This is a genomic window from Arthrobacter melezitosi (assembly GCF_054511055.1).
Genome location: NZ_JBTNDJ010000002.1, coordinates 114752 through 140495, shown reverse-complemented (window position 1 = coordinate 140495; position 25744 = coordinate 114752). Strand labels below are relative to the sequence as shown.

Sequence of the window (25744 nt, the reverse complement as noted above, 5' to 3'; positions counted from 1 at the left end):
GGCGCGGCGCCGGGGCCTACGCCGCGATGCGCTCGTCCCGCTTGCGGCCGGCGCGGGCGAGGAGGAACAGCAGCGATCCGACCACGACGTAGGCGATGGCTCCGAGCCAGATCACCCCGGACTGCTGCGCAAGCAGCACAATGCTGGCGATGGTCGCGAGGATCGGCACAATCCGGGGAACCGAGAAGTGCTCGTGCTCCACCTTGTCCTTCTTGAGGACGAGCACGCTGACGTTGGCCGAGAGGAACACCAGGAGCAGCAGCAGCACGGTGGTCTCTGCCAGTGAGTTGACGTTTCCGACAAGAGTCAAAATGATCGTCAGGACGGCGACGACGATGATCGACACAAAGGGAGTGCGCCGCTTCGGCAGCACCCGGCAGAACGCATCGGGAAGAAGTTTCGCCTCCGAGAGGCCGTAGCCGACACGGCTGGCCATGACCATGAACAGCAGGGTGCCGTTGGCGATGGCGACCAGGGCGATCAGGCTGAACAGCCAGAGCGGGATCCCGACGCCGCTGGCCCGCACCACGTCGAGCAGCGGGCCGGTGGATTCTGCCAGTTCGGCCGGAGGCAGGACGATCACCGCGCCGAGTGCGATCAGGAGGTAGACGACGGCCGCGGTGCCGATGGCCCCGAAGAGGGCCCGCGGGTAGGCCTTGGAGGGATTGCGCACCTCCTCGGCCATGTTGGCGGCCGCCTCGAAGCCAAGGAAGGAGAAGAACGCGATGACGGATGCCGCGAAGGCACCGCCCAGCGGGGACACGCCTGGCGCGAATTCGACCAGCCGGCCCGGTTCCCCGTTGCCGCTTCCGAGCACGATGGCGGCAACCACGATGACGAGCACGAGGCCGGTCACCTCGATGATTGAGGCAACGAGGTTGGCGCCGAGGGATTCCCGGACGCCGCGGAGGTTGATCAGCGTCAGCAGGATGATGAAGACCACCGCCGCGGGGCCGGCCGGCACGTCGATGAGCGCGGCCAGGTAGTCGCCGGCGAAGGCGTTCGCCAGGGCCGCGGCCGTGGTGATGCCCGAGGCCATCATCAGGAACCCGACGAGGAACGACACGTAGGGGACCTTGAAGGCGCGCTCGGCGTACCGTGCTGCGCCACCCGCGTGCGGATACTTGGTAATGAGCTCCGCGTAGGTCCCCGCGGTGAGGAGCGCCACGACCAGCGCGATGAGCAGGGGCAGCCAGATAACGCCCCCGACGTCGGCGGACATGGACCCCACGAGGGTGTAGATGCCCGCCCCGAGGGTATCCCCCACGATGAACGCGAACAGCAACGGCGCACCGACTGCCCGCTTCAGTCCGACGTGCCCACTCGGTGTGCTCGTGCCCGTATCACTCGTCATCGCACCATTGCAGTCCTTTTCGGACGATGACGCAACAAGAGAAGCTTTTTGCGCACCACACTGGCATACTCACGCCATGGCTGTCCGACGGACGATGGGTGGAGTCGCCCTACGGTACTGCGCCGTTCTCGTCCTGGCAGCCGCCGCCCATCTGGCGGGGTTGTGGTTCCATTCATCGGGTGTGTACCACGGGCCGGCCAATGTCCCGCTCACCCAGTTCCCTGAGGATGCGGATTTCGGATTTGTCTTGACCTTCGCTGCCAGCATCATCGGGCTGAAGTACGTGGTCTACGAGCTGATTGCGAGAACCTTCTCACGGAACTTCGAATCCCGTGCCGCCCGGGCGTGCTTTTACGCCGGCTACGTGGTGGCGTTGATGATCGATCTGGCTTCGCTGTTTTCGTCCTCGGAACCCATTGCCGATGCAGGCTTTGCCCTCCTGGCCGCAGTGCTGTGCAGCCCGGTGGTGCTTATTGTGTGTGCAGCGGTGATCGTCGGCATTACCTGCTGGGCAAACAGGCCCGTCAAAGCGGGTGCTTACCGGGCTCCCTGAGCGCACGGAAAAGTTCCAGCAGGTGGACCTACCGTCGGTCGACGGAATCTCCCGCGTGAAGGCCCGGGGCGAGTGCGGACAGCACTCTTGTGTGAAGAAGCCGGTATTCCTCGGCGTATGCGCGCGGTCCCCCTGGTGGTCGAACGACGACGCGCGGCACCCCGATTATGCGATGCGGTGGAAACTGCTCGCGGGTCAGGTCGATCTCGAGGCCGCTGGCGAGGCGGTTCCAGTAGTGGACCTCATCCTCGTCGTCCCCACCGGTGACGTCGGCGATGAGAAGGTCACCACCGAGCAGGTCCTGGAGCACGAGGGCGGTCGTCCCACACTGTCCGCGTGCTGGTTGATCCGGGTGCCACCGTTTGAGGCCCACAGCATCGAGACAAGTGGTGTCCGCTCCCCAGGACGTGCGGAAGGCACGCTCAAGCTCAAGCAGGGTGGGCGTCATACTTTTCTCCGGTGATCATCGGTGGGGACGACGGTAGCACAGCGCCCAGGCGCGGAACCACGGTGTGGGGACCGCGGTTCCGTGCCGGGGACGGCCTGGTGAACCAGCGCGTTGCGCGCTCGAGGCGGCGCATGCGGGCGGCCGCCGCCACGGGTGCCCTGCACAATGGCACGGTGATACGGCCACGATCCCGACCGGGGCCTAGGAGTGCGCCGGCAGCACGCACAGCTCGTTGCCCGATGGATCGGCGTAAACCCGCCACGGCAGGTCACCCCACCCCGGGTGGAGCTCCCGGCCGCCGCGCCCGGCAATGCCTGCGGCGACCGCGTCGGGGTCATCTCCGGCCTCAAGCCGGATGTCGAGGTGGAGCCGATTTTTCTCCGGGCCCTTCGGACCCGTTTCAGGGCACAGCTCAAGCAGGGGGCCGCGCAACGAGGGATGGCGCAGCACATTCCCCGGTTGCCGGGTCCAACCGGTCAGCCAGGACCAGAACGCTGCGTCACGGACCGGATCGGCGGAGTCCAGTGGCATCGCCGCAATCGGGCCGGTGCGAACGTACGCTTCCCGCTCCTCCATCACGCAGCAGGGATTTCCCTCGGGATCGGCAAGCACCACCCACGGCACGTCGCCTTGGCCGATGTCGAGGGGTCGTGCCCCCAGCGTGAGCAGCCGATCGACCTCATCGGCCTGCCGCACCCCACCGGCGAGGTCGAGGTGGAGCCGGGGAGCCCGAGCGGAACGCGGCTCGGTGACGCGCTGGAAGCACAGGTCGAGCACCGGTCCGCCCGGGACGGCCATCCGCGTCTCGAAGGCGTCGGACCCGTCGGTGAGCCTCTCACCGCCCACCGCGGCCTCCCAGAACCGGCCCAGCCGCTGCGGCTCGGCCGCGTCGATCACAAGGTTCTCCAGATACATGAACCACACCGTAAGCCAGCCGACGACGGAGCCTCAAGCCTTGGCGCTCCGCGGCCGGAATAACCACCGGTCGCGGAGCGGGGCGTCCGGACATCTTCCCGGGACACGCCGTGTTCGCGCCCATCGGGACCTGGCGGTCATGGCCGTAGCGGAAGGAGGGTCCGGGGCCCGGCCCGTTCCGGCCCGGACGACCGGGTCAGCGCAGGGATTCGAGCAGCTCCACGGCAGCGGCGGGCCCGTCCTCCGCCGCCATCACGCGGGCCGCCTGCTGCACCGCTGGTCGATAGTCCGCCGCCTGCGACAGGGCCGCGGACAGCCGGCCCGCGGTGAGCGCGCGCTGCCTGACGGGCGGTGGGCCAAGGCCACCCTCATGCAGCCTTGCTCCCCAGAAGGGCTGGTCGGCAATGAAGGGCACTATCACCGACACGGCTCCCGCAGCCACTGCTGCCTGGACGGTCCCGATCCCGCCATGGTGCACCGCCGCCCGCGCCAGGGGCATCACCAGGTCGTGGGCCACCGAGCCGGTCACCAGCACATCCTCGCCGAGGATGTCGGAGGGAACGGACAGGCCACCGAGGCCGGTCGCGATCAGGGTGCGGGCACCGGTGCTGCGGACGCCACGGACCACCTCCCGTGCGCGTCCCACCGGATCCCCGGACGCCATCGAGCCGAAGCCCGCATAGACGAAATTTCCGCCGGAAATGAAGGCGGAAACCTCCTGCGGGATGGCGCCCGGGGTCGGTGCGCGCCACGGGCCCGTGAGGTGGACCGCGGCCGGCCAGTCCGCGGGACGCTGGAGCACCGCCGGACTGATCGGCATCAGCGTCGCAGCCGGCGGAGGAAGTGGTCCGCCCCGCCTCCCGACGAGTTCCGCCACGGCCGAAAGCTCCCGGCGGAACATCGCCGTACTGCCGGACGCAGCCCGGTAGGTAAGCCGATTGAGCGGGCCCAGGTTCCGGCTCGTCGTGCCGGCGGCGGGGAACGCCCTGGTCGGAGTCAATGCCGGCACGAGCTCGACCCACACGAAGGGTATGCCGAGCGCGTCGGCGATGAGCGGCGCCGAGAGGATTTTGGGGTGCGCCACGAGCACATCGGGCGGATACTCAAGCGCCGCTGTGGCCGACCCGACAATCACGCCGCGCATGAGCGGACGCACCACGGAGCGGTACGACCGGAGGGCGGCAAGGGTCGAGACGCCCTGCTGCTCGATCAACCGTGTGTAATCGACCCCCAGGCCGGCGACGTCGATGCCGGACAGATCGACGCCGGAATTGTCCGGCACGACGAGCCGCACCTCATGACCGGACCGCCGGGCCCTACGCGCCAGCACCGCGAATGGATCGATGTCGCCCCGCGAGCCCGCCGTCACCAGCAGTAGCCTCACTGCATCCCCCTGAGGGTCGTCCCACCACCACACCCGGTGGCCTCGGTTGAACGACGGTAGCCCTGCTCGTTGATCAGCCGCCACTCAAATTTCCACCCGTGCGCTCATAGGCACCCCGCTTGCCGCGTGGTTGAGCCCGCTGCAACACTTGGCCATGGCTCGCGACCACTCCTATGATCCAGCCGACGGATTCCCACGGATCATGCCGTCCCTGCGGTACGACGACGTGGGCGGAGCGCTCGTGTGGCTGCGGGACGTGTTCGGTCTTCGGGAGCACCTGCGGTGGTCCTCCGACGATGGCGTTGTCCAGCACGCGCAAATGCGGATCGATAGTGGTTTCGTGGAGCTGGCCCGCGCCACCACGGACCAGCCGAGCCCCCGGACTCTTGGGCGCACCAGCTCAGCGCTCGTCGTGCTCGTTGACGACGTCGACCGCCACCATCAACGGGCCCGGGCCGCAGGTGCGGATATCGTCGCGCCCCTGGCTGACAAGGCGTGGGGCCTGCGCCAGTACACGGTCGAGGATTTGGAGGGGCACCGCTGGGAGTTTTCCCAGCAGACCCGTCGCGTTCCCCCGCAGGAGTGGGGCGCCCGGTTGGCTACCTGAGTGACAGGCTCCGTCTTCAGAGGCAGGCGGGGTTCAAGGAAAAGCCCACCCGGGCGGACCGCCACGGGTGGAGGGAAAGGATCAGCGCTATGCGAAGGACCATGGAGTCGGTGGCCAGAGCCTTCTCGGGCCACCGCTTTGAGGACGCCCTTCCGCACATCGATGAGGACGTCACCTGGGAACTCGTCGGAGGCGACGACGTAAACGGAAAGCCGGCGGTTGCAGGCATCTGCGGGTCGCTCACACGGGACCTCGCGGACGTGCGGACCGACTTTGAACGGTTCAGGGTGGTAGCCGCAGGTGAGTGCGTCGTCGTGGACAGCGCCGCCCGGTACTCCGGTGCCGACGGCAGCCTGAGCCGGGTGGCATCCTGCGACCTCTATGACTTTGTGGACGGACGCGTGGCCAGGATCCGGTCCTACAACGTCGAACTCGATCCCGCCGGTACCGCATGACGTCGCCTCGGCACCCCTTGCCGGCCTCACAGCGCGGACAGCAGCACAGGGGCGAGGATGCACACGACGGCCGTTAGGGCGATGACCGCTCCGAGAATGGCCTGTTCCCGCCGGGCTGCGGCCGCGCCGCGCAGCGTGAGCCGCGGATGGGCCAGTCGATCGCCTCCCGCTCGTACGCCGTTCCCGCAAGGCTGTCGGCGCCGGACAGCAGGCGGAGACGCTCGGAGCTGTCGTCCTGGTTGCCGCCCCCGCCGTGCGGGGTGACAGCCCACAGAAGCCGAAGCGCCTCCACGAACGAGAGCGCGGCCTTTAACGGCTCGTTTTCGACGTAACTGCGGGTTGTCCAGACGGCCTTCGCCCGCTCCAGCGGGAAACCGAGCACGACGTCCGCGTCGCCCCGGCGTACGACATAGGCCACCCGGTGGGCCGGCCCACCCGCCCCTCCTGGCGCATCCGGGGAGTGACGATCTCAGGGACGTGCAGCCAGTGGAATGCGGCGACGATCCGGGGGCGCGGACCGCGGCCCAGGAGCAGAATTCCGTTGCGTTCCGCGAGGACTGTGACGAGCCGGGGAAGACCCGCGTGCCGGGACCCGGCGAAGACGTCCGGGCGCACCCGGCGAAGCGCCGCCAGGAACTGCGGGTCACGCCGGCCCTGCAGGACCGGATACCTGCCGAGTTCGCTGGCTGCCCTGAAGAAGGCCTCCGCCCGGCAGTTGAGGAGGTTGGACAGGGCGAACGCACCTCGAACGCCCATCAGGCCCGCGAGGACGACGAGACCCGTGGACAGGTCATGGGAGACCACGCGTGCCGAGCACCAGCAGAGGAAAACCGCGGCGGCCGCCCCAATTGCCGCGAGGACGATCCGGCGCTCCTGCATCCACGTGGCCCACCCCCTGCGGGACAGGCGGTGCTCGTGGGCTTCATCGGCGGCCCGGGGGCGCTCCGGGCCCCGGGACACGGTGAAGGCCAACCGGGCCTCGTCCTTCGGCCTGGGGACGACCGACGGACTCCCGGGAGCCCGCTCCCCAACGGTTCCCTCCATGGAGTACCGACTGCTGAGCGTGGGCAAGGCGCCATCCAGCTTCGCGAGCGCGGTCCGCAGGCGGTCGATGTCGATGTCGGTGGGCGAGATCCCGAAGGCCTCGAGCCGTCCGCGTGCCGCCATGGCCGCCAGCTTCTCCGGGCGGGGCCGGGTCCGCAGGAGGTAGCGCGCGAACCGGCCGCTCATGAAGTGGCAGGCGTCGAGTGCATCAGCATAGGCGTCGATCCCCGAATATCCCATCGACGCCGTGATGTGGGCCGAGGTTCTGCTCAGCTGTACCGTCGCAAGGCAGGCTGCGACGTCCACGGGCAGGAAGACGCCCGGTGCCCCGTACCGGGGAATCCTGCCTCCGCGAGGCTGTCGTCGGTCTGTAACCCCAAGGCGTCCTTGACCCCCTGTACGGACCGGTCGAACATGGTGTCGCCGTGGGCGAGGCGTACTTCCCGGAAGACCAGGGTGTCCAGCAACCTCGCGCGCACCACCGGAACAGGCGTACCTTGTCGATACGGGGAGTCGGGGACAGCCGCGGCATAGCGACGGCCGAGGAAGACCGCCAGACCCGCAACGCCCCTGCGCGGGTCGGGCCCGGTGATCATGCTGTCAGGGCGGACCAGTTCGCGCTCCAACTCCCGAAGGGCGAAGAGGTCGAGGCCTTGAAGGAACCGCAGGGCGTAGTCCAGTTCCCTTTCGCCTTCCGGGCCCTCGGAGGGGCCGGTCGTTGATCAAAGGTGTTTGAGGTATTGCTGTGGAGCGGTGAGGAAACGCTGCCAGTTGGCCACCAGGTCGAGGTCCTCCCACTGCCGGCGGCGGTAGCCCCACTCCCCCAGCTCAAGAATCTGTGCGTTCGGCAGCGCCGCGAGCAACGGTGAGTGGGTGGACATGATCACCTGTGACTTGCCTGTGGCGATGACAGCCTTGAGGACTCCCAGCAGGGCGAGACATCCGGAAAAGGAAAGCGCCGATTCCGGTTCGTCAAGGACCCAGAGTCCCGGGCCCTTGAAGCGGTCACCCACGAGCTGCAGGAACGATTCGCCGTGGGACATCTCGTGGAAGGCGAGGTCGGTCCGGCTCATGCTCGGGTTTGCCTCGAGGTAGCTGTAGAACCCGTGCATTGTTTCGGCCCGCAGGAAGTATCCGCGCCGTGCCGCACCGGCATTCCGGATCAGCTGCAGGTGGTCCCCCAGCGTGGACTCGGTGGCACGGGTGCTGTGCTGGGCCCCGGTCGATCCCCCTTCGGGCGAAAGCCCGTACGCAACGGCAAGCGCCTCGATGATCGTTGATTTGCCGGAGCCGTTTTCCCCCACCAGCACAGTCGCAGGGCCGAGGACGAGTCCGTCGTCCAGCAGCTGGCGGACCGGTGCCAGCGTCGCCGGCCAGGCGCCCCGGTCGAGGCCGTTCGCGGCCTGCTCGCGTACGCTCCGGAGAGGGAACTGCTGAAGTCTCATGCGCCAGTCTGACACGCCGGGCCAGGTCACGGTCAGGCCCGGCGCGGGCCTGCACGGTGTCCGTGACCGGTTCCCGGCGTTCTGGCCCGATAGCCGCCCTGTGGTGTCCTCCGCTAGGGTGAATTGGGTGGCCCAAGCTGCTCCCCGCAGTTCTCGGGTTCCTCAGCGAAGCGGTACCAGGCTGGCAGGGCCGCCGTAAAGGCCGACCGAATGGAGGGGTCCCCGGTCACCGTCCAGTCCACGGCGGCACCGATCTCCGGTTCCAGCTTGTTCCACTCGAACCAGTTGACCATCTTCAGCTGGGGGAATTCCTCCTGCACGGCCGGATCGAACACCTGCTCCCACCAGGCGCGCTTGATGTTCAGCTCCCGGAGCCCGTCGATGTCATCGGTGACCAGTGCCGCAGTCTCCGGAATGGCAACGGGCTTACCGCGCCCGACACCGTACTCGGTATGGAAGTCGGGCAGCATCGACTCGTCGCCGTTGCGGCCGTTGTAGTCTCCGGTGAGCTGATCGGCGAACTTGCCCGCCTCGGGAATCTCGCTTTCTCCCCAGGGGTAGGCGTCCCCCCAGTGGTAAAGGGACATGCCGACCCAGTCGACGGCGTCGTCCCCCGGGTAGTAGGGGGCGTAGGGATCGTCGTGGGCGGTGAGGACACCGTCACCCGTCGTGTCGAGGAGGGGAAAGCCGGCGGTGCCCGGCAGGGATTCGTGGGAGCCGCCGGCGAAGGGGTAGCCGCCGCCATAATTCGGTGCCCACATGATCGCCGAGCCCGGCGCGCCCTGATGGATGGCCTCGGCTATCCGCCGGAACGCTGCAATGTACGCCTGCGGTTGCTGGCCCCAGGGATACCAGGAGCCGTTCATCTCGTGCGCGAAGCGGACGATGACCGGAACCCCGCTCGTATTGAACCCCGCGAGCAATGCAGCGAGCCCCTCGGCACGTTCCCGGGTGACCTCGGCCAGGCCCTGCTGCGGTTCCAGCGTCAGCAGCAGTATTCCTCCCTCCTGCCGGACCTGCTCCGCAGCAGCGCTGATCAGGCTCGGGTCCTCCGCCGAGAACGGAAAGTCAGCGAAGGAGACCGCAACGGCGGGACGCTGCCCCAACTTGGCGGAATACTGGGCCAGCGTCTCGCGGCCCCACTCAAGGTTCACCCCCATGAGCGTTCCGTCCTGCGGGGCCAGGCGGCGACCATCGATTGGCCCGCAGGGGGCAGCGGCGGGGTTGGGGGTGCAGGCGCACAGCGCCAGCACCAGGAACGCGGAAAGTGTCCGGAGAAGGTTTGAGACCACGGCAGTAATCTACCGGCACCGGGCACCGCGCCGGTGCCGCCCGGAACCGGGGCGGTCGGCGCCGGGTGCCGGTTCCGTGCGGGTCCGCTCCGGGAACGGCGGCGGCTAGGGGTGGGCGTCGGGGTGGATGCTTCGGTTCTCGCTGCGCTCCCGGCGCGGGCGCAGCCAGCCGGGAACATGGGCCTTGGGCAGCACCTTGACGATGGCAAGGGCGGCGTACATGACGGTGTTGATGGCCACGAAGGTCGCCAGGACGGCGAACACTTCGCTGTCCAGGATCGACTCGGGGAAGACCAGCCCGAGGGGAACGCGCAGTGCACCCATCACGACGCTGCCGCCTCTGAGCGCAGGACGCCCGCATGGGAAACGTGCTTCCAGTCCGCGGTGCGGCCGAGTGAGATATCGATGATTCCCTTGACGTAGACAATGTTGAGGAACATGTCGAAGCAAAGCTCGGGCAGGAGCGTTGCTGCCAGCAGGCGGGCACGCCACCCGCCTTTCCAGACGGTGCACACCCGTTCGATCATGAACAGGGCTCCGAGGCCCAGCCAGAATGGAAACCACACCCAGGCGTCGAGGGAGAGCAGCAGGAGTGCGCCCAGGAGCAGGTATGCACCGAGCGCGATGACTCCGTACCCGATGCCCAGCTGCTGCACCCAGTAGCGCACGGTCTGCGGTGTCACCCCGTAGGCCCCAATGTTCTCCAGTGCCCCCCGCTGCCATCGCAGCCGCTGCGCCCACAGCGTGGACCAGATCGGCATCAGCTCGGTGACGACCGTGCACTGGTCCGGGGAGATGATCAGGGCGCCAAGGGACTTGAGGGCGATCGTCAGCTCGTTGTCCTCCGTGAGGGCTGCCGTGTCGTAGACATCCCCCGGGGTGCCGGGAATCGAGAGCCCCCGCTGCCCGGCGACGGTTGTCAGTGCAATCGGGCGGAAGAGCGATGCCGTTCCGGTCAGCACGAACACGCGCCCGCGCCGACGCCTGATTTGGCGGCTGTAGCGGATGTATTCGTTGCGTTGGAACTGCCCGAGGACCCCGTGCCCGGGCTCACCGTAGAACAGCCCGCCCACGGCCATCAGTGCGCGGTCGTCGGTGAAGCGCCGCACCGCCGCCGCGAGGAACCCGGCATCCAGCCGGGTGTCCGCGTCCATCACCATGACGACGTCGTTCGGTCCCTGACCGGGAAGGACCAACCTGAGCGCCTGGTTCAGGGCACCCGCCTTTTTCCGTGTATTGTCGACCGATTCGAGCACCTCGACGCCGGCGCGGCGGGCCAGCGCCGCGGTGTTGTCGGTGCAGTTGTCGGCCACGACGATGATCCGCTCCGGGGGGTGGGACTGGGACCGAAGCGAGGCGATGGTGGAGGGCAGTGAGGCCTCCTCGTTATGTGCCGGGATGAGCACGGTGACGCTGACCGGACCGTGGTAGACACCCCTCGTGGCGGCCATGACGAGCTTCGGGGCAAGCGGCGCGATGTCCGGATTGGCCGACCGGCGGGACCGTGTCGAGATGCGCTGCTCGAGCAGCGCCACGCCGGCGGCCAGGAGTACGGCCAGGGCCATGGCGATGGCGAGCACCCGGAAAGGGGGCATGTCCGTGTTGTAGAGCACGCGCCAGATTCCCAGGATGACCCCGTGGGCCGGACCCTCGACCTGGGTCGGACCGCCCACCGTCACCGCCGCCCACAGGGACGCGGCCGCGCCTGCTGCCAGCAGGGCTATGACCAGACCCACCGTCCGGTGGAACCGGCCCCGTCTGGGTCGGGCGGCCGCGCCCTCGCCGGGAACCGTTTCCATCCCGCGCCGGCGGAGTCCGGAGCCAGGGGCGGTAAAGCCCCGGCGGGGGCGGGGTTGCAGGTGGCGTGGCGCCCGCTTGGCGGTTTTCCTCATGGACCCTCAGCCAGCCACGGGATGGGCACGGAAATGTGCAGGGTTGAGCGCCTGAGTATTCATAAGATTGAGACCTCTTCACAAGTGCTGCGGAACACAGCTGATCGACTTACCGCGAACACCCCACCCCAGCAGTGCGGCACACATCAATTCCCAGCCTGCCAACGCTATCGAACTGGACCCGGTTCCGCCAGACGGCCGGGCGGAACCGATACCTGATGACGTGACTGATCCGGGATGCCACGGTTCTTCCCAGCGGGAGGACCGCAACCCTCTGATGAACGACCGGAAGGAAGACGTTTTGCCCGCCTGGCAGCTGACCACACCAAAATCAGTCGAACGTGCGAACACCATCCTCGCAGCGGAGCGCAGCAGGATGGATGCCGAAGGGGTGCCGGGTGAGCTCCTCCTCACCGGAGGCAGCAGCATTGCGGGCCTCGTGACGAAAGGGGATATCGACCTTCACCTCCGGGTGGCCGAAAGCGACTTCCCGGTGGCGGTCTCTAGGCTTCGGCGCCTCTACACGGCGGCCCTGCCGGAGATCTGGACTGCCTCTTTCGCGGTCTTCGAACGGTCCGCCCTGCCCCCTGTCGGTGTGGCAGTCACCGTCATCGGCTCCGAGCACGACCAGAGGTTTGTGCGGTCCTGGGAGCAACTGCGATCACGGGCCGGGGCGCGTGAGCAGTACAACGTCCTGAAACGGACAAGCGACGACGTCGAAGCGGCAAAATCGGCGTTCTTCGACGACCTCGCTGGCGAAAGCTGAACCTGTCGGGAGCGGGCGGCCTACAATCCGGGTATGTCCCTCCACTGGCGAACCCGCCCAGAACAACCCCGCGACCTCGACGCCATCCACGCCATCAACGCCGCCGCATTCGAAACCGAAGCTGAAGCAAACCTCGTTGAAGCGCTGCGCGGCGACCCGGCCTGGATCGAGGGCCTGTCCATCCTTGTGACCACCACCGCTGACGAACCGGTCGGACACGCCCTGCTCACGCGCTGTCACATCGGTGAAACGCCCGCCCTCTGCCTCGCGCCGTGTGCCGTTCTTCCCTCCAGTCAACGTGCCGGCGCCGGCACTGCCGCCGTCGACGCTGCCCTGGAGGCCGCCCGGGCAATGGGCGAAGCTTTCGTGGTGGTTCTCGGACACCCGGGGTATTACCCCCGTTTCGGTTTTGAACGCGCCTCAAGCTTCGGGATCCGGCTAAGCATCGACGTTCCCGACGAAGCCCTCACGGCTCTCTCGCTTGACCCGCAGCGGGCCCTGCCGTCGGGAACCGTCCGCTACGCGGAACCCTTCGGGATCTAGCTGCCCAGATCCCTGCGGCCGGCACCGCGCCGCAGCGGAGCGGGGACGGTATTCCCCCACACGTGGGGCGGCCAGCTCCGACTCCCAGGTCACCAGGTGCGGGCGAGGGCGTGAAAGGTTTCCTCGTCGCTGTGGACCGGGATGACGCACAGCAGATGGCCTCCCGGGGCCCGCAGCGTGTGGCATCCCTGCCAACTCGCAACTTCGATGGCGCCCAGGGCGGTCAACCGGGCAACTTCCGCCGGGACGTCATCCGTTTCAATGTCGACGTGGTAGCGGGCGGTGTCCTCAACCGACTGCACCGCGACGACGAGGTTCGGGACACAATCCTGCAGGGTCTGGAACTGCGGTTCCCCGGGTGGGCTTTGGGTCGGCACCCCGAGCGCGCCGGCCCAGAAGGCGGCGCTCGCCGAGGCCTGCCCGGACGGGGCATCGATCAGTACGGTGGACAAGCGGCTGCGGTGCATGAGTCGGCTCCTGGTCACGAATCTGTGCGGTCGAACGGCTTTGAGTTCGCAGCCACCGGCCCGGCACCAGGATCGGCGACCGGCGGTGGCTGCTGCCGACCTCGAAGCTAACAGGACCCGGCTCAGCGTGGAAGCCGGCCGGGCGATGAGGGCCGGTCCGCGCCGATCCTGCCCGGGGATCGGGCCCAGGACGCCCGAGGGGGCAGCCGTGGGCCCGGGACCGGGGCGGTCACACCTCAGGGAGTGCTGCGAAAGCCTTCTTGGTATCCCGGTACCACCCCATGCCCTTGATCGGATTCCTCCACCGCCCCTTCATCGCCTCGTGCGCCTCCTGGTGGGTCGCATCGCCGGACTTGACCGCACTCCGGAGGTGCCGGTCCTGGGCCTGAATGACGTCATCCGCGGTATCGCCGCTCAGCTCCAGGTCGCAAGGACCGCCGAGCTGCCTGCATGTCATGGTCTTCATTGCCGTTTCCTTCTGCCGTGATGGGTTGGGCCGGGACTTCAAAGCGAGTCCTACCCATATGACGGATGCGGCGCCGCTGATGTGACCGACCTGAACCGGCAGGATCGCGGTCGGCGCTACTTGTGGGCCGCAGCGGCCCGCCCCGCGATGGATGCCAGCACGTCCGGCCGGGCGCGGAACGTTATTTCCTGGACCATCCCGCTCGCGACGCTGAAGTCGAAGGCCACCCGGGCCCGGCCGCGGTGGAACCACGCCGCACCGGGACGATCGCCCACAAACACAGGCAATGCGGCCTTGGCGGAGCCATCGAACATCGCGGCGACGTCGTCCCGTCCCTGGATCCGCTGGGGGGTGCCGGCGGCGACCGCCTCGGCATCCGCGGTGACCAGGATGTCGGGAGCAAGGAGGTGGAGGAGCCGGCCGAAATCGCCGCCCTGGGCGGCCGCAAGGAAGGCATCCACGACTTCCCAGTCGGCCGGCGTCCCCGGCGGTGCCACCGCCGACACCTTGGCCCGCGCCCGCGAGGCCAGCTTGCGGGCAGCCGTCGAGGTCACATCAAGAACCGCCGCGACGGTGGCGAAGTCCACGCTGAAGGTGTCATGAAGCACGAACGCCACGCGCTCCGCGGGCGACAGCCGTTCCAGGACGACCTGCAGGGCGACCCCAACGGAGTCCGCCAGGACCACCTGCTCGGCCGGATCCGGGGAGATCCCGGTTTCGAGGAGCCGCATCGGCTCGGTCGGCTCGGGAATCTTGGAGCGCAGACGGTCCAGGCACAGGCGGGTAGTGACGACTGTCAGCCAGGCGGGCAGGTTGTCGATCCTGGCCTCGGTGCCATTGAACCGCAGCCAGGCCTGCTGCACCATATCCTCGCCCTCGGCACGGTCATCGAGCAGGCTCTTGGCGATGCGCGCAAGCCTGGGGCGTTCCGCCTCGAATTGCTCACTTCGATCCATAAAGTGACACCATATGCGGGTTCACTTCCGATGGGTATGGCCGGGCCGGCCGGAGCGCCCGCCGCCCGCGGGGCAGCCTCAGCGACCCCGGTTCGCCGTCCCAGTGGTCAGCTCGGCCCCGCCCGGTCCACATCATCGATCGCCTTGGCCAGCCGCGTGCGTTCCTTGTCGATCCACTGCCTGCCGCTGTAGGCCTGGGCGAAGGTTTCGGCGAACTCCGCCGGGTCCTCCCCCACGATCGTGCGCACCGGCGTGCCGTCCGCCGCGGCGCGTTCCCAGAGGTCGACCGCGTCACCCATCATGGTCAGCATGGTCTCGCCGTCGGTGACTCCGCCGTAGTACATCAGGTACCGGTGGAGTGCCTTCGCGGCGGTGCCATGCGGCTCCGGCAGGGCCTCGAGGCGCGCCTTGTGCTGCCTGTACTGCTTCTTCTGCCCGAGCGGGCCGGTGATGGCCCCGATCCAGTTGGCCATGATCATTTTTTCCCTTCGCGGAGCTGTTCGAGACGTTCTGTGAGGAAGCTCCAGGTCCTCCAGAATTCATTGAGGTACTCCCGCCCCTGCGCGTTCAGTGAATACACCTTCCGCGGGGGCCCCTTCTCCGAGGGAACCTTCTCCACGTCGACGAGGTGCCGCTGCTCGATCCGCACGAGCAGCGCGTAGATCGTCCCTTCGGCGATGTCGGTGAAGCCCTGGTCCCGCAGCCCCGCGGTGATCTGGTATCCGTAGGCGGGACGGGACGAAAGCATCGACAGAACGACCCCCTCGAGGACCCCTTTGAGCATCTCCGTTGCCTGCCTGCCCATTGAGCCCCTCCAGGCTAGTCATTATTACTAGGTACCAGTACATAGTAACACTGAATAGCTGTAACAGGAGGGCTGGGAAATGCACTCCAGACCGGCACGGCGTCTTCGGTTCCGGTCCCGTTCCGCCGACCGCTGCCTGAAAGCTACCGCCGCTGCCGCGGCTTGTAGGATGTGCCCATGACGGCGCCGCAGCTCTACATCAGCTTCCCCGGCACGGCGCGGGAGGCACTCGGCTTCTACGCTGACGTGTTCAGCGGGGAGCTTTCCCTGCATACCTACGAGGACTTCGGTCGAAACGACGGGCCAGCCGACGCCGTGGCCCACGGAGTGCTCAACGGCGTCGTCGCTCTGGCCGGCTCGGATGCTGCGCAGGGCGAGAAGAGTGTTCGCCTTGAAGGGGTCATGCTCTCGTTGCTGGGTACGGCCGAGCCGGCGGTGCTCCACGGGTGGTTCGATCGACTCGCTGAGGGCGGCGCAGTTGTCGACCCGCTGTCGCCGAAGCCGTGGGGTGCGACGGACGGTCAGGTCGTGGACCGTTACGGGCTCCACTGGCTCATCGGGTATGAGCCCGGGCGCTGAACAGCCGCTGCGCGTCGACCCGCCGACCGCGCACACTGCGGATCCTCCTAGGCGCCCTCCCAGTGGGCAGGCCGTTGAAGGTCGCCTGGGAGGCGGGTGGCCCAGCTGCCACCCGCGGCATTGAGTTGGGGCCGGCTCACATACAGTGCTTGGGAAAGATCCGCGCCGTCGAGACGGGCGTCCCGGAGGTCCGCGCCGAGGAGATCGGCACCCGAGAGGTCGCTGAACCGCAGGTCCGCCGCGATCAGGAATGCCCCGCGGAGGTCCGCCGCGATCAGGAATGCCCCGCGGAGGTCCGCCCCGCACAGCGGCCGCGACGTGAGATCCCATCCCATCAGGTCCGCTCCAGGACGCAGTGCGGCGTCGAGGTGATCATCGCCGGCTGCAAAATAGGCAGCCCGCACCTCCTCGCTGACGTCCATCAGAACTGTCCTGACGGTGCCGTGCATTTCGGGCAGGTCCAGGTGAAGCAGTTGGCGCAGTCAGGACGCAGCGACTGCCGGCTGAGGGCAGGAGTGGAGGATGGCGTTGACGGGTGGAGTGGGGGTGCATGTGATTTTCCCGGGATGGGTGCGGTGAGGGGCCCGAGGCTCGGGGAACCCGCTGCGGGAGTTCCCATCGAGGACACGCGGAATCACCGCTCCGCGAGGGAGCGAACAGGAAACGCTTGAGCTCTGGGTCACAGAGACGATTGGAAGATCACTGCCGCCAAAATACCACCGGCAGGGCGGCCCAGGCGAGGAGACGTCCACCGGCGGCGGCCTTCACACGCGCCCGACCGGGCAGGTTCCCCTTCTGCGCAACAATCAGGGCACGAATCGCCTCCTTCGTGAGACGCCACCGCAACAGGCGCCAGAATGGGGGGATGAACCTCCCGTTCGGGCGCCACAAGGGGTTGATCGGTGCGCGGTGCTTCCTCGCCGCCGGAATCGGTGCTGCGGTGATGGGTACAACGGCCGCGTGCACTCCCTACTCCGGCACCGCACCTCCCTGTTTTCCGCCGGCCTTTTCGGTGACTCCGGCTGCGGCCGCGCCGGGGGAAACGGTGACCGTTGCGGCTCCGCCGGTTGATTGTGACCCCCGGTACGGGGATGACGCCCGGATTCGGATCGTCGTGACCGATGAACGGGGCGTCGAGGCCATCGACACCACAGCGCCAATGACCGATGCCGGCGAGTTCGCCTACACATTCCCGGTTCCGGCCCGGATGGCGGTAGGAAAAGCCTCTGTTATGGCCGAGCCGGATGACGTTGACTGGTGCGATGACACGGGCAGGAACAACCGCATACAGGGCTCCAGGATGTGGGAGCGGACCTCCTGTGTGCTGCCGGTGGAGCCACTGACAATCACGCACTAGCGGGGAACCCATGGTCGATCCGATGCACTTCAATCAGCGGGCGGACGTCTACGAGGAATCCCGCCCGCCCTACCCGGACGCCCTGTGGACACGGCTGCGCGGCCTCAACCTGCTGCGGCGGGGGACGCGCGCACTCGAACTGGGGGCCGGGTCCGGACAGGCGACCGCAGCGCTGGTGGACGCAGGCCTGAGCGTGACCGCCGTCGAGCCCGGGCAGAACCTCGCCGCACGGTTGCACGCGCGACTGCCCTCGGTCCAGGTCCAGGTGGCCGCGGCAGAGGATGCCGAGGTGCCGGACGCGGGCTTCGACCTGGCGGTGGCCGCGACCTCCGTCCACTGGTTCGACCTCGACGTCGTCCTGCCCAAGCTGCACCGCGCCCTGGTTCCCGGCGGCAGCTTCGTCGTGTGGCGCACCGTCTTCGGTGACCCAGCCTTTCCGACGCCGTTCCGCGAGCGCACCGGGCAGATTGTCCGACGTCGGCGGAATCTTCCCGTGAGGCCCGGACCGGATGAGCTTGATACGGCGGGATGGGTGCGCGAGTTGACCCGGAGCGGGCTGTTCGTCCACGCCTCCACGGATCACTTCCCCTGGAGCATCGAACTTCGGGCCGACCAGGTGCATGGCCTATTCAGCACGTTCAGCAACTGGACCGCGGCGGAGGTCGAGGAGGCAGCACAGGCCGTGCTGGATCTCGGCGGCTCCGCCACCGAGCACTACGTCACGCCGCTGATCGTCCTGAGGCGCACCTGAACCGGCGGCGGCGGAATCCGAACGCTTCCTAGGGGTCGTTGCGCAGATCCGGTGGTCCCTCGATGATGAACTCACCGATCACTGTTTCACCGTCGGATTCGTAGACAGGTACGGCGAAGGTCTTCCCCAGCCGCGCTTCCTGCCAGGCGAGAGCCTCGGCGGGGCTGGCGAACTTCTCCGCGGCGTTCCTTCCCGACGCTTCATCGAGCTCCTCGGAATAGGCATAGCCATGCACGCCGCTGCTGGCAATGACTGCAAGGAGGACCGGCTCCCGGTGGTCTTTGGCGGTGCCGTACGTATCGCCGTTTTCGTTGACGGCCCATTCGGTGGGAGCCTTGTTCACGTAGGTGGCCTCGAGCCGGTAGCGTACGTCCGGTTCGCTGGTGCGGATCCCGGTTGAGCGCTCCCCCGGGTTCAGGGCGATGGTGTAGCCGCCCCGCGCCTCAAGGTCGTTGGGGCCGCAGCTCATTGACGCCCCGTCCTCCCAGTACAGGGTTCCGGCACTCAGGCAGGTCAGCTCCATGGTGATATGGGTGGCACCCGGGGGCGCCTGCCCCAGCTCGATCGCCTGCGATCCGGTGTAAACCCCTTCGTCCGCGGTGGCGAGCGCGGTGACGATGTCCCCACCCGGCTCCACCAGGAAGGCGGCAGCGGCCGCCCCCGCTCCTCCGACCAGCCCGACGCCGGCGAAGACCCCCGCCCTGACCCACCACCGGTGCCGGCGCAGGTCGGCGGGCGAGGATGCATTGACCCTGGAAACCAGGACGGCGCGCAGTCCCTGGCCGAAGGTGTCGTCCATTGGATCAAGGTTCATTGCTGTCCCTCCTCTGCGAGCGCGAGCGATCGTGGTCCGGTGGGTTCGGGCAGGTCTTCCCGCAGGCGTTGCCGGGCCCGGTGCAGCCTAGTCTTCGCCGCGTCAGGGCCCAGTTGGAGAAGCGCGGCCTCCGAGGCGATGTCATAGCCCTCGAGCGCGACGAGCGTGATCAGCTGCAGGTCCACAGGCTTGAGCGACCGCAGCGCCTCGGCGAGGTGTCCATCAACGCCGTCCAATGGATGCTCATGGAGGAAGGTCTCTGCCGGGTCCGCCGCCGCCGGATTGCGGGGAAGGCTCTTGAGCACAGTGTCGTAGCGCCGCCTCGAGCGCCGGAGGTTCAAGGCGCAGTTCGTAGTGGTCACCAACAACCAGGGAAGCACCGAACGCTGCACGAGCCTCACCCCGGCCCGCCGGCGCCACAGCTCAAGGAAGGCCGCCGCACTCACGTCCTCGGCATCCGGCCGATTCGGCGCCAGCCGGTACGCCTGCCGGTACACCCGCTCCCGGTGCCGGTCGAACAGCACACCGAATGCCTCACCGTCACCGTTCAGGCTGCGCGACCACAGGCCGCTGTCGTCATCGCTTCGTTCCCCCATACCCTGTAGTGTCCACCCGGCCACGGAAGGTTTCACCCATCGCGGGGTAATTTTCCGGGGCCGCCCCATCCTTCATTGACCGGATGGGTCGGGCGGCCCGCCGGCGGCCCACCGGCGATTGCTCCTCCGGATGCCGAATTCCCCCGGGCCTTTAAACGCATGACGAGGTCCTGGCGGGAGGAACTATCAACCCCGGCTGTCAGTTGAATCTGCAGCAGCGCGCTCCTCCGCCCTGGCTGGAGCATCGCCATGCACGGGAAGGGGCACGTCATCGAAAGCAGGCACGCCGTCGGCGCTGGTCCCGGCGTGGCCCTCGTCCGCGATCCGGCCGGCAGGCCCACCCAGAGGTTTGCCGTGCCACGGGCCCTTCAACGACCGTGGTGAGTACCGACAGGACATCCGGGAGTCGGCGCCGCATTGCGGTGGCCCTCTCCGGCGTTCTCCTGCTGGGGCTGGCCGTCCTGGCGCTGGTGCTCCTCGTGCCCGGCCTGCTCAGCGGCTTGCGCACCGACGGCGGCTCCCTGCTCGGGGGCCCGGAGTGCACGGTCCGGACCTCGGAGGGAGAGGTCGCCCTCGATAGGGATGAGGCGCAGCTCGCCACGACCGCCGTGGCACTCCTGGCCCGCGGGATGGAGGCACCGGACACCGCCGGCATCGATCGAGCGGTGCTGCAGCGGCTGGCCGACGGCCCGCCGGAGAACGCCGGCCCCAGCCTGACCTGCCGGGGCTCGGCCGCCGACGGTCTGCCGGAACAGCAGTTGGGCGCCACGGGCCTGACGCCGCGGGCCGAACAGGTCCGCCAGGCACTGTCCGAGGTGTTCGGCGACCAACCCCTCGGCGGATTCTCCCCGGGCGGCGTCGGACAGGGACACGGAGCGGACTCGACGCACTACGACGGCCGGGCCATCGACATCTTCTTCCGCCCGGTGACGGAAGAGCACCGGCGTGAAGGGTGGCTTGTCGCCCAGTGGCTCGTCGCCCATGCGGAGGAACTGAACATCCAGTACGTCATCTTCGACGACCGGTTCTGGAGCGCGCACATCCCCCGGGGGCGGTGGCATGCCTACGACGCACCCGAGCCCGCCAACGAAATCCTGCGCCACCTCGACCACGTCCACGTCGACGTGCTGGGCGGAGGCAACAACTGAGCAGCGGTGCAACACGCGTCGATGCGTTACTCGGCCGGTTTCATCTGAATGAGCTGAATGAGGTTCCCGCACGTGTCATCGAAGACCGCCACGACAGCGGCGCCGATGTCTGTTGGGGGCTGGGTGAACACCACGCCCCTGCCGGACAGCCTGGCGTGCTCGGCGGCGAGGTCCTCGACGGCAAACTGGGCAAGGGGAATGCCGTCTTCGACGAGGGCATCGCGGTACGGCTTCACCGCCGGGTGGCGCGAGGGTTCAAGAAGCAGTTCGGGGCCGTCCGGCGATTCGGGCGATACAACGGTGAGCCAGAAGTCATCGCCGAGGGGAATGTTTTGGCGCACGATGAAGCCGAGCACATCTGTGTAGAAGGCGCGGGCCGATTGCTGGTCGTCCACGAACAGGCTCGTCAGGGCAATTCTCATGGTCGGTCCTTCGTCGGGCGGGTCGTCGTCCCATCGTAGGTCCCACGCCGCCACACCGGATCAGTTGCGCCTCGTGTTTGAATGGCGGGATGGAAAAATGGGGGAATCCAAGACCGGCGCCAAAACTCCGTGAGGGTGACCGGGTGGCGGTTCTATCGCCGTCCTTCGCCGCCCCGGGCTTCGCACCTGAAGTCCATGACCAGGCCATGGACCGGTTCGCGGCCGCAACCGGGCTCGTCCCGGTTGAGTTCCCGACGACCCGGCAGCTGGGCGCAACGGCCGGGGACCGGGCCGCCGATCTCAACGCGGCGTTCGCCGACCCGACCATCCGGGCCATCCTGGCCACCGTCGGCGGCAACGACCAGATCACCGTCATCCCGCATCTGGACGCCGGGCTCGCCCGGGCCGACCCGAAGATCTTCCTCGGCTACAGCGACAACACGAACCTGTTGAACTGGCTCTGGTCACTCGGCATCACCGGGTTCCACGGCGGCTCCACCCAGGTGCACCTCGGACCCGGCCCCCGCATCGACGAGGTCCACCTGGCCTCCGTGAAGGCCACCCTGATGACCGGTGGAGAGCTCGCGATCACGGACCCCGGCGAATCGGAGGACTTCGGGCACGACTGGCAGGACCCCCGGGCCCTCACCGAGTTCGGGGAACGCGAGTCCCCCGAGCCGTGGACCTGGGCCGGGCCGGAGCGGTTGGTGTCCGGCCGGACCTGGGGCGGATGCCTCGAGGTCATCGATCAGCTCGCCCTCGCCGGCCGGATGCCCCGGGTGGAGGACCTCCACGGGTCGATCCTGCTGCTTGAAACCAGCGAGGAGCTCCCACCGGCCGACTGGGTGAAGCGGTGGCTCCGCGCGCTCGGCGAGCGCGGTGCACTGGAAGCCGTCGCAGGGGTTCTCGTCGCCAGGCCCCCGACCAGCAGCTTTGGGAGCCGGCCCGGGCCGGAGGAACGCGCCCGCCTGCGGGCGGCGCAGCGGGAGGCCGCCATCGGGGAGATCCGTCGGTACAACCCCCAGGCCGTCGTCTGCGTTGGGCCGCCCTTCGGCCATACCCGCCCGCAATGGATCCTGCCCTACGGCGGACACATCACCCTGGACGGGTACGCCCGCACCATCACCGCGTCCTACGACTGACTCCGGTCCGCCGGGCACGGGCCCGCCCCATGCGTGCCTCACTGCGACTCCGCTTTTTACGGCCAGCGGGGTTTGGCGCGGTGTGCGACGCTGGGGCGGTGGAAGCTAATCCCGAGGTACCGCCGTGGCCACTGATCGACCCGCGCCACGACGGCGTGATCCTGCGCAGGTTCCGGGATGAGGACGCCGGGATGGCCATGGAACTGGCCCGGGACGAGTACATCCCCATGATCGGCACCCTGCCTGCCCGGGCGTCCCGGGCAGAGGCACTGGCCTGGGTCGAACGCCAGCGGCAGCGCCACCCCGAGGGGACGGGGTTCTCCTTCTCCATCGTCGACGCCGGGAGCGGCCGCTGCGTCGGCCAGGTGGGCCTGTGGACGCGGGAACTGAACCAGGGGCGTGCCCAGGCCGGCTACGGCGTCATACCCGGTGAGCGCGGCCGGCGGATCGCTGCCCGGGCGCTGCTGGCGCTCCGGGATTTCGCCTGGACGATCCCCCGGCTGCACCGGGTTGAGCTCTACATCGAACCGTGGAACACCGCCTCGATCCGCAGCGCCGACTACGCCGGTTTCCACCGGGAGGGGCTCCTGCGAAGCCATCAGGAAATCGCCGGCGAGCGTCGGGATATGCTCCTGTACGCCGCGCTCAGGAAGCCCGGGTCATAGGCTGTCCGGGGGCGGGGACGGACCGGGACGACCCAGGGGGAGCATGGCACAGCGCGGAGCACCGGTGGTCGACGGCGGTGACCCGCTGTCCCGGCGGGTGCGCGGCACATTCTACCGCGCCGTCGACCCCGCCTACCGGGAAGCCGCCCTGGGGGGATCGCGCAACGCGGGCCGGTACTCACGCCCGGGTGTTCCCACCCTGTACCTGAGCTCCTCCCCCGAGGGCGTGGCCGCGGCGATGATCGCCCACGCCGGGAACCGGGCCCCCGACCTGGAGGTCGTGGAGTTCGACGTCGACGCCACCGGAATCGCCGACCTCCGCGACCCCGCCCTCCTGGCCGGGCTCGGGATCGATCCAGGCGATGCCGCCGCCGACTGGCAGGAGCCCGTCGCCGCCGGCCGGGTGCCCCCTTCCTGGGAGGTACGGAAGGCACTGGAGCATTCCGGCGCCCGAGGCCTGATCGACCCTTCCCGGAAGCGGCCCGGGCTGTGGCACCTCACCCTGTTCTGCTGGAACCGTGACGGCGCGCCCACCGTCCGCACCGGCCCGACGCCCCGCTGAGGTGCCACCCTCGGGCCGGTCCAAGCGGTGCCTCGCCTGGTCGAGCCACGGTGCCGAGCGTGAAGACCCTGCAACGGCGTTCCGGAGAATGCTTCACTGTTGACCGCTCACCGGCCGTGGTGCACTGGTTACGGAGCAGGCCTCCCTCCCGCCGGTTGCCGCGGTGATGAGCCTGGATCGCTCACGAAAGGAACTCTTCATGCAGACCGTCAGCCTCAACAACGGCGTCGAGATGCCGATCCTCGGCTTCGGCGTCTACCAGATACCCGAGGATGAAACCGAGGAAGCCGTCTCCGCGGCCCTCGACGCCGGGTACCGCCTGATCGACACCGCCGCGGCCTATGGGAACGAAGAGGCCGTCGGCCGGGCAGTGGCCAACAGCGGCATTCCCCGCGACGAGTTGTTCATCGTGACCAAGCTGTGGGTGCAGGACGCCGGCGAAGACAACACGCTCCAGGCCTTTGGCCGCTCCCTCCAGCGCCTTGGGCTCGACTACGTCGACCTGTACCTGATCCACCAGCCCTACGGCGACTACTACAGCGAATGGCGCGCTCTGCAGCAGATCTCCAGGCAGGGCCGGGCCAGGGCCATCGGCGTCGCCAACTTCCACCCCGACCGCCTGCTGGACCTCATCCTCCACAACGAGGTTCCCCCGGCGGTCAACCAGATCGAAACGCACCCCTTCTACCAGCGCGCCGAGGACCAGCGCCTTCTGAAGGACCACGGCGTCCAGATCATGTCCTGGGGCCCCTTCGCGGAAGGCCGGAACAACCTGTTCACCCATCCCGGGCTCACCCCGCTTGCCCAGGCCCACGGCGTGTCCGTGGCCCAGATCGTCCTCCGTTGGCTGATCCAGCGCGGGGTCGTCGTCATCCCCAAGTCCGTCGACCCGGGGCGCATGGCGCAGAACTTCGATGTCTTCGGGTTCACCCTCACCGAGAACGAGATGACGCACATCGCGGGCCTGGATACCGGCGCCTCCCTGTTCTTCGACCACCGCGACCCGGCCATGACCGTGCGGTTGGGATCGGCCCGCGTTAACTGACCCTGGCCAGGACGGCCTTCGACCGGGTCCACGTCGCCGGCCCATCCTACGACCGACTGGTCGGTCGGTTTTATGCTATGGTCTCTCCATGGACAAGAGAGAGCGCATCCTGGACACTGCCCGGAGGCTCGCAATTGAGACCGGCTCGATCCCCTCACTTGACGTCGTCGCCACCCGATCGGGGGTCTCCAAGGGCGGGTTGATGCACCACTTCCGTTCCCGGGCGGCACTGTTCGAGGGCATCGCGGAGCAGGCCATCGAGATGATGGACGCGGAGTTGGGAGCGGCGGCCGGGCGCGGAAACGTGGCCGAGACGTGGCTGCGGCTGTCAAGGTCCCCCGAGGATGCCGACCTGTATCGGGCACTGCTGGTTTCCTTCACCGACGCCGGGTCGACAACGGAGGCGCTGCTGAACCGTTCGGCGGAAGCCACCCGGCGCTGGGAACGCATGATTGCCGATGAGCTTGGCGACCCGGTTGCGGCCGCCGTCGTTCGGCTCCTGGGTGACGGCATGGTCATGAATGCCGTCACGGGCGGCCGCCTGCCGCCCCTCGAAGCGGTGCTCGAGTGGCTGGCGCCTAGGACGGCCGGACGGTGAGCGGCGGCCTGTTCGCCGCGATCCTCGGTTTGGCAATCGTGGATTCCTTCAACCCTGTCACGATCGTTGCCATCACGCTGATCCTGCTGACGGTCCGCACCAGGCCGCTGGCCTCGGCCCTGACCTTCGTCCTGGGAGCCATGAGTACCGTCGCCCTCCTGGGGGCCGCCATCTTCCTCGGCGCGGATGCTGCTGCCGGCGTGGTGGGAGACGGCCTTGTCTGGCTGCGGCGCATTGTGTTCCTCGTCGCCGCGGCCTCCCTTCTCGTGGCAGGCATCCGACGCCTGAAGGACCGCCCGCGGAAAGGCGTCAACCTGCCGTCATGGTTCGGGGTCGGGACCGCCTTTCCCCTTGGCGTGCTGATGACCGGTGCTGACCTGCCCAATGCGTTTCCCTACTTCATTGCCATCGAGCGCCTGATCGACGCCGACACGGGACTCGCTGCGGGTCTGCTCGTCCTTGTCGGATACGCCGTTGTGTACTGCACCCCGTGCCTGGTCCTCCTTGCCCTTGGCATGGCCCACGGGGACAAGGTCCGGGCCCGGCTGCGGAAGGTCTACGACCGCCTCTCAACAGGCACGGTGCCGCGGTCGGTGCCTGCGGCCGTCGTGCTCCTGCTCCTCGCTGCCGGAGTCCTCGCCGTCGCTCTGTGGCCCTGAGCAGGCCGCGCCGC

Annotated in this window: 34 protein-coding genes; 15 read left to right on the top strand and 19 right to left on the bottom strand. The window is 68.2% G+C overall.

Annotated features, from left to right (window positions below; genetic code table 11):
• Positions 1-16: 16 nt before the first annotated feature.
• Positions 17-1354 carry an APC family permease gene (locus ACX80W_RS03395; RefSeq protein ID WP_459280455.1) on the bottom strand — a complete coding sequence of 446 codons (1338 nt, stop codon included), beginning with the start codon at positions 1352-1354 and terminating at the stop codon, positions 17-19.
• A 76-nt stretch (positions 1355-1430) separates the two neighbouring features.
• Here ACX80W_RS03395 and ACX80W_RS03390 point away from each other — a divergent pair, with 76 nt between their 5' ends.
• Positions 1431-1907, top strand: coding sequence for a hypothetical protein (locus tag ACX80W_RS03390; protein WP_459280454.1), 477 nt, complete (start codon positions 1431-1433; stop codon positions 1905-1907).
• Positions 1908-1935: 28 nt separating this feature from the next.
• Here ACX80W_RS03390 and ACX80W_RS03385 read toward each other — a convergent pair whose 3' ends face one another.
• The 3 genes from ACX80W_RS03385 to ACX80W_RS03375 form a co-directional block, all read right to left on the bottom strand.
• Positions 1936-2355, bottom strand: coding sequence for a YunG family protein (locus ACX80W_RS03385; protein ID WP_459280452.1), 420 nt, complete (start codon positions 2353-2355; stop codon positions 1936-1938).
• Between the two features lie 201 nt (positions 2356-2556).
• Positions 2557-3270, bottom strand: a complete 714-nt coding sequence (locus ACX80W_RS03380; protein WP_459280450.1) for a VOC family protein — start codon at positions 3268-3270, stop codon at positions 2557-2559.
• Between the two features lie 196 nt (positions 3271-3466).
• Complete coding sequence (locus ACX80W_RS03375; RefSeq protein ID WP_459280448.1) at positions 3467-4654, bottom strand: glycosyltransferase; 1188 nt, start codon at positions 4652-4654, stop codon at positions 3467-3469.
• 154 nt (positions 4655-4808) lie between these two features.
• On the opposite strand from ACX80W_RS03375, the gene ACX80W_RS03370 reads away from it, so the two are divergent.
• Together ACX80W_RS03370 and ACX80W_RS03365 are read left to right on the top strand one after the other, a co-directional pair.
• Positions 4809-5261, top strand: coding sequence for a VOC family protein (locus ACX80W_RS03370; protein ID WP_459280446.1), 453 nt, complete (start codon positions 4809-4811; stop codon positions 5259-5261).
• Positions 5262-5350: 89 nt separating this feature from the next.
• Positions 5351-5716 (top strand): nuclear transport factor 2 family protein, encoded by a 366-nt coding sequence (locus tag ACX80W_RS03365; RefSeq protein WP_459280444.1) that lies wholly within the window; start codon positions 5351-5353, stop codon positions 5714-5716.
• 73 nt (positions 5717-5789) lie between these two features.
• Here the strand turns inward: ACX80W_RS03365 and ACX80W_RS03360 are convergent, their stop codons facing one another.
• The 6 genes from ACX80W_RS03360 to ACX80W_RS03335 all read right to left on the bottom strand — a co-directional run bounded on the left by ACX80W_RS03360 (position 5790) and on the right by ACX80W_RS03335 (position 11233).
• Positions 5790-6008, bottom strand: a complete 219-nt coding sequence (locus ACX80W_RS03360) for a hypothetical protein (protein ID WP_459280442.1) — start codon at positions 6006-6008, stop codon at positions 5790-5792.
• A 17-nt stretch (positions 6009-6025) separates the two neighbouring features.
• Positions 6026-7066 (bottom strand): hypothetical protein, encoded by a 1041-nt coding sequence (locus tag ACX80W_RS03355; protein ID WP_459280440.1) that lies wholly within the window; start codon positions 7064-7066, stop codon positions 6026-6028.
• A 416-nt stretch (positions 7067-7482) separates the two neighbouring features.
• Positions 7483-8205: an AAA family ATPase gene (locus ACX80W_RS03350; RefSeq protein WP_459280438.1), complete on the bottom strand. Its 723-nt coding sequence runs from the start codon at positions 8203-8205 to the stop codon at positions 7483-7485.
• Between the two features lie 113 nt (positions 8206-8318).
• Positions 8319-9497 (bottom strand): glycoside hydrolase family 26 protein, encoded by a 1179-nt coding sequence (locus ACX80W_RS03345; protein ID WP_459280436.1) that lies wholly within the window; start codon positions 9495-9497, stop codon positions 8319-8321.
• A gap of 105 nt (positions 9498-9602) precedes the next feature.
• Positions 9603-9821 carry a hypothetical protein gene (locus ACX80W_RS03340; protein WP_459280434.1) on the bottom strand — a complete coding sequence of 73 codons (219 nt, stop codon included), beginning with the start codon at positions 9819-9821 and terminating at the stop codon, positions 9603-9605.
• Positions 9821-11233, bottom strand: a complete 1413-nt coding sequence (locus tag ACX80W_RS03335; RefSeq protein ID WP_459280432.1) for a glycosyltransferase family 2 protein — start codon at positions 11231-11233, stop codon at positions 9821-9823. Before ACX80W_RS03335 ends, ACX80W_RS03340 begins: the two co-directional genes overlap by 1 nt.
• A 433-nt stretch (positions 11234-11666) precedes the next feature.
• Between ACX80W_RS03335 and ACX80W_RS03330 the strand changes: the two genes are divergently transcribed.
• Together ACX80W_RS03330 and ACX80W_RS03325 are read left to right on the top strand one after the other, a co-directional pair.
• On the top strand, positions 11667-12155 hold the full coding sequence (locus tag ACX80W_RS03330) for a GrpB family protein (RefSeq protein WP_459280430.1): 489 nt from the start codon (positions 11667-11669) through the stop codon (positions 12153-12155).
• 33 nt (positions 12156-12188) lie between these two features.
• Complete coding sequence (locus ACX80W_RS03325; RefSeq protein ID WP_459280428.1) at positions 12189-12698, top strand: GNAT family N-acetyltransferase; 510 nt, start codon at positions 12189-12191, stop codon at positions 12696-12698.
• Between the two features lie 89 nt (positions 12699-12787).
• Here ACX80W_RS03325 and ACX80W_RS03320 read toward each other — a convergent pair whose 3' ends face one another.
• The 5 genes from ACX80W_RS03320 to ACX80W_RS03300 form a co-directional block, all read right to left on the bottom strand.
• Positions 12788-13165: a VOC family protein gene (locus tag ACX80W_RS03320; protein ID WP_459280427.1), complete on the bottom strand. Its 378-nt coding sequence runs from the start codon at positions 13163-13165 to the stop codon at positions 12788-12790.
• A 229-nt stretch (positions 13166-13394) separates the two neighbouring features.
• Entirely contained in the window at positions 13395-13631 is a 237-nt protein-coding gene (locus tag ACX80W_RS03315; protein WP_459280425.1) for a DUF1059 domain-containing protein, read from the bottom strand.
• A 116-nt stretch (positions 13632-13747) separates the two neighbouring features.
• On the bottom strand, positions 13748-14587 hold the full coding sequence (locus ACX80W_RS03310) for a sigma factor (RefSeq protein ID WP_459280423.1): 840 nt from the start codon (positions 14585-14587) through the stop codon (positions 13748-13750).
• Positions 14588-14694: 107 nt separating this feature from the next.
• Complete coding sequence (locus tag ACX80W_RS03305; RefSeq protein WP_459280858.1) at positions 14695-15063, bottom strand: DUF1048 domain-containing protein; 369 nt, start codon at positions 15061-15063, stop codon at positions 14695-14697.
• Positions 15063-15392 carry a PadR family transcriptional regulator gene (locus ACX80W_RS03300; RefSeq protein WP_459280421.1) on the bottom strand — a complete coding sequence of 110 codons (330 nt, stop codon included), beginning with the start codon at positions 15390-15392 and terminating at the stop codon, positions 15063-15065. The genes ACX80W_RS03305 and ACX80W_RS03300 overlap by 1 nt, the downstream gene beginning before the upstream one ends.
• A 177-nt stretch (positions 15393-15569) precedes the next feature.
• Between ACX80W_RS03300 and ACX80W_RS03295 the strand changes: the two genes are divergently transcribed.
• Positions 15570-15971, top strand: a complete 402-nt coding sequence (locus ACX80W_RS03295; RefSeq protein WP_459280419.1) for a VOC family protein — start codon at positions 15570-15572, stop codon at positions 15969-15971.
• Positions 15972-16018: 47 nt separating this feature from the next.
• Here ACX80W_RS03295 and ACX80W_RS03290 read toward each other — a convergent pair whose 3' ends face one another.
• A complete protein-coding gene (locus tag ACX80W_RS03290; protein ID WP_459280417.1) occupies positions 16019-16393 on the bottom strand; it encodes a pentapeptide repeat-containing protein in 375 nt (124 codons plus the stop codon).
• A 443-nt stretch (positions 16394-16836) separates the two neighbouring features.
• Between ACX80W_RS03290 and ACX80W_RS03285 the strand changes: the two genes are divergently transcribed.
• Positions 16837-17328 (top strand): hypothetical protein, encoded by a 492-nt coding sequence (locus ACX80W_RS03285; protein WP_459280415.1) that lies wholly within the window; start codon positions 16837-16839, stop codon positions 17326-17328.
• 22 nt (positions 17329-17350) lie between these two features.
• Positions 17351-18079 (top strand): class I SAM-dependent methyltransferase, encoded by a 729-nt coding sequence (locus tag ACX80W_RS03280; protein ID WP_459280413.1) that lies wholly within the window; start codon positions 17351-17353, stop codon positions 18077-18079.
• Between the two features lie 28 nt (positions 18080-18107).
• On the opposite strand, the gene ACX80W_RS03275 is transcribed toward ACX80W_RS03280, so the two are convergent.
• Both ACX80W_RS03275 and ACX80W_RS03270 read right to left on the bottom strand, forming a co-directional pair.
• Positions 18108-18893: a peptidase M56 family protein gene (locus ACX80W_RS03275; protein ID WP_459280411.1), complete on the bottom strand. Its 786-nt coding sequence runs from the start codon at positions 18891-18893 to the stop codon at positions 18108-18110.
• Positions 18890-19489, bottom strand: a complete 600-nt coding sequence (locus ACX80W_RS03270) for an RNA polymerase sigma factor (RefSeq protein ID WP_459280409.1) — start codon at positions 19487-19489, stop codon at positions 18890-18892. Before ACX80W_RS03270 ends, ACX80W_RS03275 begins: the two co-directional genes overlap by 4 nt.
• Positions 19490-19869: 380 nt before the next feature.
• On the opposite strand from ACX80W_RS03270, the gene ACX80W_RS03265 reads away from it, so the two are divergent.
• Entirely contained in the window at positions 19870-20637 is a 768-nt protein-coding gene (locus tag ACX80W_RS03265; protein ID WP_459280407.1) for a VldE C-terminal domain-containing protein, read from the top strand.
• A 26-nt stretch (positions 20638-20663) separates the two neighbouring features.
• On the opposite strand, the gene ACX80W_RS03260 is transcribed toward ACX80W_RS03265, so the two are convergent.
• Positions 20664-21059 (bottom strand): VOC family protein, encoded by a 396-nt coding sequence (locus ACX80W_RS03260; protein WP_459280406.1) that lies wholly within the window; start codon positions 21057-21059, stop codon positions 20664-20666.
• 89 nt (positions 21060-21148) lie between these two features.
• Between ACX80W_RS03260 and ACX80W_RS03255 the strand changes: the two genes are divergently transcribed.
• The 6 genes from ACX80W_RS03255 (at position 21149) to ACX80W_RS03230 (ending at position 25730) form a co-directional block, all read left to right on the top strand.
• Positions 21149-22201 carry a S66 family peptidase gene (locus tag ACX80W_RS03255; protein ID WP_459280404.1) on the top strand — a complete coding sequence of 351 codons (1053 nt, stop codon included), beginning with the start codon at positions 21149-21151 and terminating at the stop codon, positions 22199-22201.
• A 98-nt stretch (positions 22202-22299) separates the two neighbouring features.
• On the top strand, positions 22300-22866 hold the full coding sequence (locus ACX80W_RS03250; RefSeq protein ID WP_459280402.1) for a GNAT family N-acetyltransferase: 567 nt from the start codon (positions 22300-22302) through the stop codon (positions 22864-22866).
• 43 nt (positions 22867-22909) lie between these two features.
• On the top strand, positions 22910-23428 hold the full coding sequence (locus tag ACX80W_RS03245) for an RES family NAD+ phosphorylase (protein WP_459280400.1): 519 nt from the start codon (positions 22910-22912) through the stop codon (positions 23426-23428).
• A 199-nt stretch (positions 23429-23627) separates the two neighbouring features.
• Entirely contained in the window at positions 23628-24473 is an 846-nt protein-coding gene (locus ACX80W_RS03240; RefSeq protein WP_459280398.1) for an aldo/keto reductase, read from the top strand.
• A gap of 88 nt (positions 24474-24561) precedes the next feature.
• Positions 24562-25071, top strand: a complete 510-nt coding sequence (locus ACX80W_RS03235) for a TetR/AcrR family transcriptional regulator (protein WP_459280397.1) — start codon at positions 24562-24564, stop codon at positions 25069-25071.
• Positions 25068-25730 (top strand): GAP family protein, encoded by a 663-nt coding sequence (locus ACX80W_RS03230; protein WP_459280395.1) that lies wholly within the window; start codon positions 25068-25070, stop codon positions 25728-25730. The genes ACX80W_RS03235 and ACX80W_RS03230 overlap by 4 nt, the downstream gene beginning before the upstream one ends.
• Positions 25731-25744: the final 14 nt, after the last annotated feature.